The 11,914-nt window shown below is 67.7% G+C and carries 12 protein-coding genes, 1 tRNA gene and 1 pseudogene; 10 read left to right on the top strand and 4 right to left on the bottom strand.

All coding sequences use genetic code 11. The features are described 5' to 3' along the window. Nucleotides 1-38 precede the first annotated feature (38 nt). Nucleotides 39-2,591 carry an aminopeptidase N gene (pepN, locus tag ABRP18_RS09100; protein ID WP_349884518.1) on the bottom strand — a complete coding sequence of 851 codons (2,553 nt, stop codon included), beginning with the start codon at nucleotides 2,589-2,591 and terminating at the stop codon, nucleotides 39-41. Nucleotides 2,592-2,770: 179 nt separating this feature from the next. Between pepN and ABRP18_RS09095 the strand changes: the two genes are divergently transcribed. The 5 genes from ABRP18_RS09095 to ABRP18_RS09075 are packed head-to-tail and all read left to right on the top strand — an operon-like array spanning nucleotide 2,771 to nucleotide 7,658. Continuing rightward, nucleotides 2,771-3,955, top strand: a complete 1,185-nt coding sequence (locus tag ABRP18_RS09095) for a ferrochelatase (protein ID WP_061016723.1) — start codon at nucleotides 2,771-2,773, stop codon at nucleotides 3,953-3,955. A 38-nt stretch (nucleotides 3,956-3,993) separates the two neighbouring features. Beyond that, nucleotides 3,994-4,479 (top strand): ribose-5-phosphate isomerase, encoded by a 486-nt coding sequence (locus ABRP18_RS09090; protein WP_061016721.1) that lies wholly within the window; start codon nucleotides 3,994-3,996, stop codon nucleotides 4,477-4,479. Between the two features lies 1 nt (nucleotide 4,480). Beyond that, nucleotides 4,481-5,479, top strand: coding sequence for an Fpg/Nei family DNA glycosylase (locus ABRP18_RS09085; RefSeq protein WP_061016718.1), 999 nt, complete (start codon nucleotides 4,481-4,483; stop codon nucleotides 5,477-5,479). A 38-nt stretch (nucleotides 5,480-5,517) separates the two neighbouring features. Next, on the top strand, nucleotides 5,518-6,165 hold the full coding sequence (locus ABRP18_RS09080) for an FMN-binding negative transcriptional regulator (RefSeq protein WP_046747028.1): 648 nt from the start codon (nucleotides 5,518-5,520) through the stop codon (nucleotides 6,163-6,165). Then, complete coding sequence (locus ABRP18_RS09075; RefSeq protein ID WP_061016717.1) at nucleotides 6,162-7,658, top strand: amidohydrolase; 1,497 nt, start codon at nucleotides 6,162-6,164, stop codon at nucleotides 7,656-7,658. Before ABRP18_RS09080 ends, ABRP18_RS09075 begins: the two co-directional genes overlap by 4 nt. A 75-nt stretch (nucleotides 7,659-7,733) precedes the next feature. On the opposite strand, the gene ABRP18_RS09070 is transcribed toward ABRP18_RS09075, so the two are convergent. Continuing rightward, a complete protein-coding gene (locus tag ABRP18_RS09070) occupies nucleotides 7,734-8,219 on the bottom strand; it encodes a Dps family protein (protein ID WP_046747026.1) in 486 nt (161 codons plus the stop codon). 130 nt (nucleotides 8,220-8,349) lie between these two features. On the opposite strand from ABRP18_RS09070, the gene ABRP18_RS09065 reads away from it, so the two are divergent. The 3 genes from ABRP18_RS09065 (at nucleotide 8,350) to ABRP18_RS09055 (ending at nucleotide 9,353) form a co-directional block, all read left to right on the top strand. Continuing rightward, nucleotides 8,350-8,886, top strand: coding sequence for a gamma carbonic anhydrase family protein (locus tag ABRP18_RS09065; RefSeq protein ID WP_061016715.1), 537 nt, complete (start codon nucleotides 8,350-8,352; stop codon nucleotides 8,884-8,886). A gap of 30 nt (nucleotides 8,887-8,916) precedes the next feature. Continuing rightward, nucleotides 8,917-8,990, top strand: a tRNA-Ile gene (locus tag ABRP18_RS09060). 54 nt (nucleotides 8,991-9,044) lie between these two features. Next, a complete protein-coding gene (locus tag ABRP18_RS09055; protein WP_349885378.1) occupies nucleotides 9,045-9,353 on the top strand; it encodes a hypothetical protein in 309 nt (102 codons plus the stop codon). A 90-nt stretch (nucleotides 9,354-9,443) separates the two neighbouring features. Here ABRP18_RS09055 and ABRP18_RS09050 read toward each other — a convergent pair. Beyond that, nucleotides 9,444-9,617: pseudogene (locus ABRP18_RS09050) on the bottom strand (helix-turn-helix domain-containing protein); the annotation flags it as partial. A 106-nt stretch (nucleotides 9,618-9,723) separates the two neighbouring features. Here ABRP18_RS09050 and ABRP18_RS09045 point away from each other — a divergent pair. Both ABRP18_RS09045 and ABRP18_RS09040 read left to right on the top strand, forming a co-directional pair. Continuing rightward, on the top strand, nucleotides 9,724-10,968 hold the full coding sequence (locus ABRP18_RS09045) for a globin domain-containing protein (RefSeq protein WP_265333148.1): 1,245 nt from the start codon (nucleotides 9,724-9,726) through the stop codon (nucleotides 10,966-10,968). Nucleotides 10,969-11,084: 116 nt separating this feature from the next. Further along, nucleotides 11,085-11,345 (top strand): DUF6458 family protein, encoded by a 261-nt coding sequence (locus tag ABRP18_RS09040; protein WP_046747022.1) that lies wholly within the window; start codon nucleotides 11,085-11,087, stop codon nucleotides 11,343-11,345. Between the two features lie 111 nt (nucleotides 11,346-11,456). Here the strand turns inward: ABRP18_RS09040 and ABRP18_RS09035 are convergent, their stop codons facing one another. Further along, nucleotides 11,457-11,774, bottom strand: a complete 318-nt coding sequence (locus tag ABRP18_RS09035; RefSeq protein ID WP_046747021.1) for a hypothetical protein — start codon at nucleotides 11,772-11,774, stop codon at nucleotides 11,457-11,459. Between the last annotated feature and the right edge of the window lie 140 nt (nucleotides 11,775-11,914).

The raw sequence follows: 11,914 nt of genomic DNA, 5'->3' as shown, positions 1-11,914 counted from the left end.
CAGAGCGGATGGTCTCCGTTTTCGCTGGTGTTCGGGTATCAGTCCTCGGCGTCGCGGGCCTGCGCGGCCAGGGCGCGCTCGACATCGGCGAGGTTCTCGAGCACGAGGCGTCGCAGAGCAGGGGCGACATCCTGGTGCTCCGAGAGCCAGCCGCGGGTCGCGTCGCGCAGGGCGATGTCCGCCAGTGCGGTCGGGAACAGCCCCACGATCAGGTACTGCGCGATCTGGTAGGTCCGCGACTCCCAGATCGGCAGCAGCATGTCGAAGTACGCCGGGACGAACTCCTCGAGCACCGCAGCTCCCGCCGGGTGGGTGAACCCGAGTGCTGCGGAGCGCACGATCGTGTTCGGAGCATCATCGCGCTCGATCAACGACGCCCACGCGGCCTTCTTGGAGGCGGAGTCCGGCAGGGACGCGCGTGCCTGAGCCGCGAACTCCCCGCCCTTCGCGGTGTTGTCCGCGGCGAGAGCGGCATCGATCGTGGCGGCGTCCGTCGCGCCGATCGTGGCGAGCCCGGCGAGCAGCTGCCAGTTCAGGTCAGCGTCGATCTCCAGCCCGGGGAGCGTGTCCTCACCGGAGCGCAGACGTCCGACGATGCCCGCGTGCTCAGGAGTGACCAGAGCGTTGGCGAAGGCCGTGACGAACTGCAGCTGGCTGTCGCTGCCGGGGTCGGCCGACTCTGCCAGGCTCCACAGACCATCCGCCACCTTGAGGCGCGCGGCCTCGCGGTCGTCCGGTGCGACGTAGAGGTTCGCCGCGGTGCGCAGTTGCGCGAGCGTGGTGCGCACCGTCGTCGACTCGGTCTCACGCCCGATGTTGCCGAGCACGAGGTCGATGTACTCGGAAGCGCCGGTCTCGGCGTCGCGGGTCTGATCCCATGCCGCGCCCCAGACGAGCGAACGGGCGAGCGGGTCGTGGATGTCGGCGAGGTGTGCGATCGCGGTGGCCAGAGACTTCTCGTCGAGGCGGATCTTCGCGTAGGCGAGGTCGTTGTCGTTGAGGAGCACGAGGTCGGGGCGGGTGAGACCCTGCAGCTCGGGGATCTCGGTGCGGTCGCCGTCGACGTCCACTTCGAGGTAGTGCGTGCGGGTGAGCGAGCCGTCCGTGAGGGTGTAGAAGCCGATGCCGAGACGGTGCGGACGGATGGTCGGGTAGTCGGCCGGAGCGGTCTGCGTGATCGCGAAGCGCGAGATCGTGCCGTCGTGGCCCTCGGCGATGACCGGCTCCAGCGTGTTCACGCCGGCGGTCTCCAGCCACTTCTTGGACCACGTGCCGAGGTCGCGGCCGCTGGTGGCTTCGAGCTCGGTGAGCAGGTCGCTGAGCTCCGTGTTGCCCCAGGAGTGCTTCTGGAAGTACTGCGAGACGCCCGAGAAGAACGCCTCGATACCGACCCAGGCGGCCAGCTGCTTCAGGACGGAGCCGCCCTTGGCGTAGGTGATCCCATCGAAGTTCACCTGCACGTCTTCGAGGTCGTTGATCTCGGCGACGATCGGGTGGGTCGAGGGGAGCTGGTCCTGGCGGTAGGCCCAGGTCTTCTCCATGGCGTTGAACGTGGTCCATGCCTCGGTCCACTCGGTGGCCTCCGCCGTGGCGATGGTCGAGGCCCACTCGGCGAACGACTCGTTCAGCCAGAGGTCGTTCCACCACTTCATGGTGACGAGGTCGCCGAACCACATGTGAGCGAGCTCGTGCAGGATCGTGACGACGCGACGTTCCTTGACGGCGTCCGTCACCTTGCTGCGGAAGACGTAGGTCTCGGTGAAGGTGACGGCTCCCGCGTTCTCCATGGCGCCGGCGTTGAACTCCGGCACGAAGAGCTGGTCGTACTTGGCGAACGGGTACGGCACGCCGAACTTCGACTCGAAGTAGGCGAAGCCCTCGCGGGTCTTGTCGAAGATGTAGTCGGCGTCGAGGTGCTGCCACAGGCTCTTGCGGCCGTACACGCCGAGGGGGATGACGCGGCCGGAGGCGCTCGTCAGCTCCGAGAAGGTCGACTCGTAGGGACCGGCGACCAACGCCGTGATGTACGAGGAGATGCGCGGCGTCGGCTCGAAGCCCCACGTGGCGGTGACGTCATCGTCGTGCACGATGGGCTCGGGGGTGGGCGAGTTGGAGACGACCTTCCATGCGGCCGGTGCGGTCACGGTGAACTGGAACGTCGCTTTGAGGTCGGGCTGCTCGAAGACCGCGAACACCCGACGCGAGTCGGGCACCTCGAACTGCGAGTAGAGGTAGACCTCGCCATCGACGGGATCGACGAAACGGTGCAGGCCCTCGCCGGTGTTCGTGTACTCGCAGTCGGCGTCCACGACGAGGACGTTCTCCGCCTGCAGTCCCTCGAGCGTGATGCGCGAGTCGGCGAAGACCTCGTTGGGGTCGAGCTGCTCCCCGTTGAGGGAGATCTCACGGACCTCCCGCGCGATCAGATCGATGAAGGTGAAGCTCTCGGGCGTGGCGGTGAAGCGGACGACGCTCCGAGAGCCGAAGACCTCGGCGCCCTTGGTCAGATCGAGGGCGACTTCGTAGGACTGCGTGTCGACGACGTCGCGGCGCTCCTGCGCTTCGATACGGGTGAGGTTCTCTCCAGGCACAGCTGTACTCCCAGGGGTGAGGGGATGTCACCGGGGCTGGGCGCAGTTGGCGCCGACGGCAACCCTGACAGCCTACGCCAGTGCGGGGAATGCCCGATCTCCATCGCGGTGCAGGGGAATCGGATAGAAACGGTGCTCGCGCGCGCTCCGGCACTCCGTAGAAGTGGGAGGATGGACGGGTGACTGCGATCGAGCCGAATGTCGTCCCCTTTGCCTCGCCTGCTGCCTCCGGTGGTGCACCTTTCGTGACCGCACCGGTCGCCTATGACGCGATCCTTCTCGCCGGATTCGGCGGGCCCGAGGGCCAGGAGGATGTGATCCCGTTCCTCAGGAACGTGACGCGCGGCCGCGGCATCCCCGACGAGCGGCTCGAGGAAGTCGCGCACCACTACCGCCACTTCGGCGGAGTGAGTCCGATCAACGGTCAGAACCGCGTGCTCAAGGAGGCGCTGCAGAACGCTCTCGCCGAGCGGGGCATCACGCTCCCGGTCTACTGGGGCAACCGCAACTGGGCGCCGTACCTGGAAGAGGTCGTGACCGAGGCATCGGGCAACGGGCACAACACCCTGCTCGCCTTCGCCACGAGTGCGTACAGCTCGTTCTCCAGCTGCCGCCAGTACCGGGAGGACTTCGCCCGCATCCTGGAGGAGACCGGCCTGGGCGAGACCGTCACGATCGACAAGATCCGCCCGTTCTACGATCACCCCGGCTTCGTCGAGGCGTTCGAGACCGGTGTCCGTGAGGCCATCGAGAACTTCCTCGCCGAAGGCATCGCAGCCGCGGACATCCAGATCCTCTTCTCGACGCACAGCATCCCCACCGCCGACGCCGAGCGCTCGGGTGCCCGCGACATCGAGTGGGGTGAGGGTGGCGCCTATGCCGCGCAGCACCTGGCCGTCGCCGCGTGGGTCATGGATCGCGTCCGCCAGACCGTCCCGGCGGCCGCCGACGTGTCGTGGGAGCTCGTCTACCAGTCCCGCTCCGGTCCCGCCTCGCAGCCGTGGCTCGAGCCCGATGTCTGCGACGTGATCGGCGAGCTGCCCGAGCGCGGACGCAAGGCCGTCGCCGTCGTGCCGGTGGGATTCATGAGCGACCACATGGAGGTCCTGTGGGACCTCGACACCGAGGCGGCGGAGGCCGCGGAGGAAGCGGGACTCTCCTTCACCCGTACTCCGACCCCCGGCGTATCGCCGGCATTCGTCGCGGGCATCGTCGATCTGATCGAGGAGCGCCTCCAGGGGCGTCCCAACGAGGAACGCGCTCACGTCACTTCCCTTCCCGGCGGGTTCGACGTCTGCCGCCCCGGTTGTTGCGAGAACATCCGGGCGGGCTTCAAGCCGGCTGCCGCAGGCGTCGCTCCGTGACCTCTCGGTGACCGGCGCGCGCTTCTAGGATGGGACACATGCGCATCCATATCGCCACCGACCACGCGGGCCTCGACTTCTCCACGCAGCTGCAGGACCATCTGCGCGCCGCCGGGCACGAGGTCGTCGATCACGGCCCCGTCGAGTACGACGCGGTCGACGACTACCCGGCGTTCTGCATCCGCGCGGCGCAGGCCGTCATCGCCGATCGGCGTGCGGGCGTCGAGGCGCTCGGCGTCGTCTTCGGCGGCTCCGGAAACGGCGAGCAGATCGCCGCGAACAAGGTCGAGGGCGTACGTGCGGCGCTCGTCTGGAACCTCTCGACCGCGGAGCTGGCCCGCGAGCACAACGATGCGAACGTGATCTCCATCGGCGCGCGTCAGCACACGTACGACGAGGTCACCTCGTTCATCGACCGCTTCATCACGACCCCGTTCTCGGGCGACGAGCGCCACGTGCGGCGCATCGGACAGATCGCCGACTTCGAACGCGACGGCTCACTGCTCCCGGACCCGCGGGCCTGACATGCCCGAGGGTCATTCCGTCCACCGGATCGCTCGGCAGTTCGACCGCAACTTCGTCGGCAAGACGCTGAGCGCTTCCAGCCCGCAGGGTCGGTTCGCCGAAGGAGCATCCCTGCTCGACGGCCGTGCCGCGGTGAGCGTGCAGGCGGTCGGCAAGCAGATGTTCCTGGAGACGGAAGGCGACCTGTGGCTCCGGGTGCATCTCGGCCTGTATGGAGCGTGGGACTTCGCCGGTGAGATCGTCGTCGACCCGACCATCGCCTCCGCCAACGGCCGCATGGGCCAGACCAATCAGCGGGGCACGATCCTCGAGGACCCGATCCTCGATGATGCGGGGGAGAACTCGCTGTCCTCGATCGGTGCGCCCCGACGCACGCGGGTGCACGTGCGCATGTCCGAGCAGACGAAGGGGCTCGCTGATGAGGGCATGGAGTGGCCGCCGCCGGTGGTCGGTCAGGTTCGACTGCGTCTGATGACCGACATCACTGCGGCCGACCTCCGAGGGCCGACCGCGTGCGTCCTGCAGACACCTGAGGAGATGTTCGCGACCGTCGCAAAACTGGGCCCTGACCCCCTGGTCGGCGATCCGGTCGAGAACGAGGAGCGTTTCGTCCGCGCTGTCAGGAAGAAGCCGACGGTGATCGCACTCCTGCTCATGGACCAGTCGGTCGTGAGCGGCATCGGGAACGTCTACCGCGCCGAGATGCTGTTCCGGCAGAGGCTGAACCCGCACACGCCGGGTCGCGACGTTCCCGAAGACGTCGTGCGCGCGCTCTGGCACGACTGGGTGCGTCTGCTCGCCATCGGTGTGGAGACGGGGCAGATGATGACGATGGACGGTCTGACCGGCGCGGACTACCGCGCCGCCATGGCCAACCGGGACGATCGTCACTGGGTCTATCACCGCGCTGGTCTGCCCTGCCGTATCTGCGGGACCGAGATCGCGCTGGAGGAGATCGGCGCTCGGAAGCTCTACTGGTGCCCGCGTTGCCAAGCGTGATCCGCCCGCGCCGCCACCACCGGATCTAGGCTGATCGAATGCGACAGAATCCCAGCTTCACGCTGGCCGATGTGCCCGAGATCCGCCGCGTGATCGAGGCGAACCCCTGGGCGACGATCATGAGCTCTGGCGGAGAGGGGCTCGTGGCCTCGCACTACGCCGTCCTGCTAGATGACGCCCACGACGACCTCACCGTCGTGGGTCACGTGGGTCGTCCTGACGACCTCATCCACGGGCTGGGGGAGGACCGAGAGATGCTGGTGGCCTTCCAGGGCCCGCACGGCTACATCTCGCCCGGATGGTACGGCGATGTGCCCGCGGTGCCGACCTGGAACTACACCGCTGTCCATCTGTCCGGCGTTCCCGAGATCCTGAGCGCCGAGGAGAACCTCGTCGTGCTCGACCGCCTCGTCGCGCACTTCGAATCCCTGATGCCGGAACCGCGACGCATGTGGGAGCGCCCCAACGACGCGGCCTACGTGGAGCGGCTGGCCGCGGGAACGGTGGGTTTCCGGTTGACACCGACACGAGTCGTCGCCAAGAGGAAGCTCAGCCAGAACAAGGCGCCGGAGACGATCGAGACGGTGATCGAGGAGCTCTCCGGCGACGGACCCTATGCGAACCCGGCCCTCGCCGCGGAGATGCGGCGCGCGCAGGACGCACGCCGAGGAGGGGTACAGCAGTGACCGAACGCGGCGCCGCCATCGACACCATCACAGCCGTGCGGATCGCCGGACCAGGACGCGAGTTCCTGATGGACGACGAACCGGTCGACATCTTCATCGCCGATGGACGCATAGTCGACATCGCCCCGACCGGTGCTCTGTCCGCCCGCGGCCGCGCCCTCGCCGCCGACGGCGCCTGGGCGGTTCCCGGTCTCTGGGACAACCACGTCCACACCGTCCAATGGGCGCTGACATCGGAGCGCGCGCCGCTCGGACACGCGGAATCCGCAGCGGCCGCCGCGGGTGCGATGAGTGGTGTTCCCCCGCTGGCGGACGGTCGACGCGTCGGGACCGGTTTCCGAGATGCGCTGTGGCCGGATCGTCCGTCACTCGAACTCCTGGACACAGCCACCGGCGGCGTTCCCACCTACCTCATCAACGCCGACGTCCACAGCGTCTGGTTGAACAGCGCTGCACTCGCTCGTGAGGGCTTCCGCAGCGAGGACGGCGTGCTGCGCGAGACCGATGCTTTCGAGATCTCGCGGCGCCTCAATGCCGTCGACGCCGCTCATGGTGACCGTGCGATGGTGCGGGCAGGGGAGCAGGCCGCGGCACGAGGTGTCACCGGCCTCGTCGACTTCGACATGGCGTGGAGTGCGGAAGCGTGGCCGCGACGGGTGCAGGCGGGCTTCGCCTCCCATCGCGTTGAGTTCGCGGTGTACCCGTTCGACCTCGAACGCGCCATCGACGCCGGGCTCCGCACGGGTGAACTCCATGAACTGACCGAGACTCCGGCCCGCGGGGCGGGGCTCGTGCGCGTCGGGCCGCTGAAGATCATCACAGACGGTTCCCTGGGCACTCGGACAGCCGCGTGCTCGCACGCCTACCCGGGAGATCCCGGCAACTTCGGCATGCTCACGGTGCCCTCCGACGAGTTGGTCGACCTCCTCACCCGCGCGACCGGCGCAGGACTGGGGGTGGCGGTGCACGCGATCGGCGACAGGGCCATCACCTCGGCGCTGGATGCCTTCACCACCACGGGCGCAGCCGGATCGATAGAGCATGTCCAGCTCGTGCGACACACCGACCTCGCGCGGTTCGCTCGCCTCGGTGTGATCGCCAGCGTTCAGCCGCAGCACGCCGTCGATGATCGCGATCTGGTGGACCGGCACTGGTCGGAGCAGACCTCGATCGGCTATCCCCTCGCATCACTGCGCGCATCAGGGGCACAGTTGCGCTTCGGTTCCGACGCCCCGGTGGCCCCGCTTGATCCGTGGCAGGCCATCTCCGCAGCGGTGTCCCGGACGGCCGACGCGCGAGCAGCATGGCATCCGGAAGAGCGGATCACGGTCGCCCAGGCACTGGAAGCGAGCGTGCGTACTTCGCTGCGGCCGGGTGAGCCCGCCGACATCGTCCTGTGTGCGGCGGACCCGCTGACGTCGACGGGGCCGGCTCTGCGCTCGATGAGCGTGCTCTCCACCGTCTTGCGGGGATACGTCACACACGCGCACTGATGGGTTACTCGTGCAGCAAGGGCGGCCCTCGGAGAACCGAGGACCGCCCTTGCCACGTTCAGACGATGTCTGCGATCAGGCCGCGATGTGCGAGACGAGGAACCAACGGTCCTTCTCGAGGCCGCGCTGGATCTCGATCGCGACGTCCTGGCTGGTGAGGTCGACCTCGTCGAGGCCTTCCACAGCGGCCTTGACGTCGACGAGGATGGCGTCGATGTCGGAGATCACCGCGCGGATCAGCTCGTCGGACTGTGCGAAGCCGGCCGCGACCGACGTCGAGCCCGCCTTCTCCGCGACGGCGCTCACGCGTGCATCGATCGGCAGACCGAGAGCGACGATACGCTCAGCGGCGGTGTCGGCGAAGTCGCCGGCGTGGGCGACGATCGTGTCGAGCAGCTCGTGCACGCCGACGAAGTTCGCGCCGCGGACATGCCAGTGGGCCTGCTTGCCGTTGATGGTCAGTGCCTGGAGACCGAGGACGACAGGGGAGAGGAACTGGGCCGCCCCTGCAGCCACGGTCGGGTCGATGGCGGTGGTGGAAACGGTCTGTGCCTTGCTCATCTTGTGCTCCTCCGGAACGGTTTCTCGTATCTGATGAAGACAACGCTACTCAGCGTCAGACATTCCGCAAGCAAGCTGAGGCTCGGCTCACTTCCGCGTGATTCCGCGGAAGTGAGGGTAGTCTCGCCTCATGAGCATCGCGTCCGGAGCCTCCATCCTCGCCCTGCCGAACAGTACGCCGTCGATCGACGCGACGGCATTCGTCGCCGACGGCGCTCGCATCGTCGGCGACGTCAGCCTCGCGGCGGGCTCCAGCGTCTGGTACAACGCCGTCCTTCGCGGGGATTCGGCGCAGATCGTCATCGGCCCCGGCTCCAATCTCCAGGACAACGTTTCCGTCCACGTCGATGCAGCGCATCCTGTGGTGATCGGCTCCAAGGTCTCGGTCGGACACAACGCGGTCGTGCACGGCTGCACGATCGGCGACGGAAGCCTGGTGGGAATGGGGGCGGTGATACTCAGCGGTGCCGTCATCGGCGAAGGATGTCTCATCGCCGGAGGAGCGGTCGTCCTCGGCGGGACGGAGATCCCCGCAGGCTCTCTCGTCGCCGGCGTGCCGGCGAAGGTGCGTCGAGCGCTCAGCGAAGAGGAGCGAGCGGAACTCCTGGCCAACGCCGACATCTATCTCGGACACTCGCAGACGCACTCGGCGGCGACGCGGGTGTGAGCGCCCCGGCCGCTAGGCTGGGACCCGTACGGGGCGGTGGCCAAGCTGGTTAAGGCAGTGGGCTCATAACCCAACGATCGTCGGTTCAAGTCCGACCCGCCCTACTCGCGATCCTCAGCGGATCCCTGGTCGCTCGATGACAGCAGCAGCGTGCAGCGATGCGGCGTCACGAACGGATCGAGTCGCCGCATCTCCAGAGGACCATCGCCCAGTCGGAGCACATCGCGCACGAGTTGCGCATGCACGGCGCATACGAGCGCCTGATCCTCGGCGAGCAGGCCGCGGTACCGGCAGGGAGCAAGATCGAATCGGAGCGTTTCCTCGTCGACGACGGGGTTCAGACCGGCATCGTCGAGGTGCTCGTACAGGACGTCAACCTGCCGGAGGGCCTGGTCGCCGAGGCGCGGACTCTCCGACGTCACGGCGCGGAGCATGCGGCCCCTCACATCGGCGCCTTCGACCCGTGACCGTGCTCTCTGGCTCGACGATGTCTCACGCACAGGGTGGAAGACGAGGGGTGGACGACCGCGATGGCCGGTGTTGACGGGCTCACTGCGAATCAGGCCTTCGTCTTCGAGCACCCGCAGGTGGTCACGTGCGGTGTTCAACGGGATCCCGCTCTCCTCGGCGAGCGCGCCGGCGTCCCGGCCGGGCCTCTCCTGGATGGAGCGGAGCAGGCGCAGGCGCCGCGGTTGGGTCAGACCTCGGAAGTCATGGGCTCGACGGGGCATGGGGCGAGGATAAGCACGCCGGCAGAGAGGAGGGCGCGTTTCGGCCGGAAATAACCCGGTGAAAGGGCGCGCGCACTCCGTCTGGTCCGGCGATGGTGGAACGACCATGACGCTGAAGAGAAGGGAAGTCATGAAGCTCTCAACGGAGTCCGAGGCGGTCGTACGTGCGACCGCAGGAGTCGTAGCCGCGCACGCGGATGAGATCACCACGCTGTTCTACCGGGAGATGTTCACCGCGCACCCCGAACTGCTGCGGGTGTTCAACCGTGCGAACCAGGCTATCGGCGAGCAGCCGCGAGCTCTGGCCGCGTCGGTCGTCGCCTTCGCCGTGCACCTCATCGACCCGGACGCCCCCGACTTCACGCCGATCATGAGTCGGATCGCCCACAAACACGTCTCGCTGGGTGTCCAGGCACGCCAGTACACGATCGTCGGCCACTACCTCCTCGATGCGGTGCAGACGGTGCTCGGCGATGCGGTGACCACAGAGGTCAGAGCCGCCTGGGACGAGGTCTACTGGCTCTTCGGGTGCTCCCTCATCGCCGAAGAGGCGAAGCTGTACGCGCAGGGCGGCACCGATCCCGCCCATCCGTGGCGCAAACATCGGGTGGTGGAGCGCGTCGTCGAGTCGGACGACGTCATCTCGCTCCTCCTCGCGCCTGTCGACGGCGTCGTCGCGTCACATCGGACGGGGCAGTACGTCGCCATCGCGGTGGACCTGCCGGACGGGTCCAGACAGCCCCGCCAGTACACGATCTCCTCCGGTCCGCGAGGCGATGCGCTGCGCGTGACCGTCAAGCGCGTCCGCGGCAGTGCAGGCGTCCCCGACGGTCAGGTCTCGACCTGGCTCCACGAGCACGCCCACCCCGGCACCGTGCTCGATGTGTCCCAACCAGCAGGTGACGTCGTGCTCGATGACACCGGGCATCCCCTCGTCCTCGTCTCCGCAGGCATCGGCATCACACCGATCACCGCAATCGTCGAGGATCTGTCCCGTCGCGCCCCGGACCGCACCATCCGACTCTTCCATGCCGACCGGAACCACGACGCCCATGTGCTGTATCCCTCCTTGCGGCGACAGGTGCTCGCGATGAAGGATGCCAAGGCGCAGAACTGGTACGCGGACGGGGCGGACGCGGCCCCGACCCTCCACCCCGCGCTCCCCGGGCGGATGGACCTCTCGAATGTCGAGCTCCCGGACGACGCGGTCGTCTTCATGTGCGGCCCTCTCGAGTTCATGCGCTCTGTCCGGGCGACTCTGATCGGCCGGGGGATACCTGCGGAGCGGATCGCCTACGAGGTCTTCGGCCCCGACCTCTGGCTGCAGCAGCCGACCGTCGACGCCGCCTGACGCGCGGAGCGCCGCGGAGGAGAAGGGTTCGCGCCGATGTCAAGCCCCTCCTCGGCGCCGCGACCCCACGCCATGCTTCCGGAGTGCGGCACCGCGCCGCAGAGACAGGAGGAACAATGAGCATCGGCAGCGGAATCGCGCTCTTCGTGATCGGGGCGATCCTCGTCTTCGCGATCAACGTCGACGTTCCCTGGGTCGACCTCGACATGGTCGGCTACATCCTGATGGGAGCAGGAGTCATCATCTTCCTCATCGGCATCGTGCTGCTCGCGCGTCGCCGGCGAACGGAGACGGTCTCACGCACATACGTCGACCCCGCCACGGGGGAGCCGACCACTCGTCGCTCCGTGAGCTCCAGCGGCGACGAGGCCCTGTGAGTTGCGCCGCCCTGTGAGTTGCGCCGCCCTGTGAGCGACACCGGCTTCTGAGTACACGCACTGACGGCGTCGGTCACCACAGTGTCCGACGCCGTCAGTGCGAGGCGGTGATCAGTCCGGCGCGATGGTCTCGAGGTGCTCCTCGACCAGGACGATGCCGCCGCTCGAACTCGCCGAGTGCGCGAGCTCCTCGATCCACCTCCGGCTCAGATCGGGAGACTCCGGTTCCTGGAAGACGAACCTCAGAGGAATCGACGGGTGGAGCCAGAGGGTCGATCGCCCAGGGGCCTCACCCTCGGGGTGACGCCAGGAGAGGGTGAAGCTCTCGTTCCGGCGGAGCTTGGTGGCGATGACCACCTTGAGGTGCGCCAAAGCGCGATCCTCGATGTAGATCGGCGTCGATGTGTCGCCGTAGTACAGGCTGCCCATCAGCAGTGGCGGCGGGACACGACGGTCAGGGGGCGGGCCATGGTTCTCCTCGATGGCGTGCTCGACGGACCGGGAAGTGGTCCGGGAATTCGAACTCTAGCCAACAAATCGACGCGCACCCTGCGCCTGACGCCCCACAT

This window comes from Microbacterium sp. WHRI 7836, from assembly GCF_040223885.2.
Taxonomy (GTDB): Bacteria; Actinomycetota; Actinomycetes; order Actinomycetales; family Microbacteriaceae; genus Microbacterium; species Microbacterium oxydans.
Note: the sequence above shows the minus strand (reverse complement) of the source record. Positions and strands in the feature narration are given on the sequence as shown.

Coding starts and splice junctions, on each gene's coding strand:
- ABRP18_RS09090 (WP_061016721.1), top strand. CDS start 3,994: ATGCGCATCCATATCGCCACCGACCACGCGGGCCTCGACTTCTCCACG.
- ABRP18_RS09085 (WP_061016718.1), top strand. CDS start 4,481: ATGCCCGAGGGTCATTCCGTCCACCGGATCGCTCGGCAGTTCGACCGC.
- ABRP18_RS09080 (WP_046747028.1), top strand. CDS start 5,518: ATGCGACAGAATCCCAGCTTCACGCTGGCCGATGTGCCCGAGATCCGC.
- ABRP18_RS09070 (WP_046747026.1), bottom strand. CDS start 8,219: ATGAGCAAGGCACAGACCGTTTCCACCACCGCCATCGACCCGACCGTG.
- ABRP18_RS09065 (WP_061016715.1), top strand. CDS start 8,350: ATGAGCATCGCGTCCGGAGCCTCCATCCTCGCCCTGCCGAACAGTACG.
- ABRP18_RS09055 (WP_349885378.1), top strand. CDS start 9,045: ATGCGGCGTCACGAACGGATCGAGTCGCCGCATCTCCAGAGGACCATC.
- ABRP18_RS09045 (WP_265333148.1), top strand. CDS start 9,724: ATGACGCTGAAGAGAAGGGAAGTCATGAAGCTCTCAACGGAGTCCGAG.
- ABRP18_RS09040 (WP_046747022.1), top strand. CDS start 11,085: ATGAGCATCGGCAGCGGAATCGCGCTCTTCGTGATCGGGGCGATCCTC.
- ABRP18_RS09035 (WP_046747021.1), bottom strand. CDS start 11,774: ATGGGCAGCCTGTACTACGGCGACACATCGACGCCGATCTACATCGAG.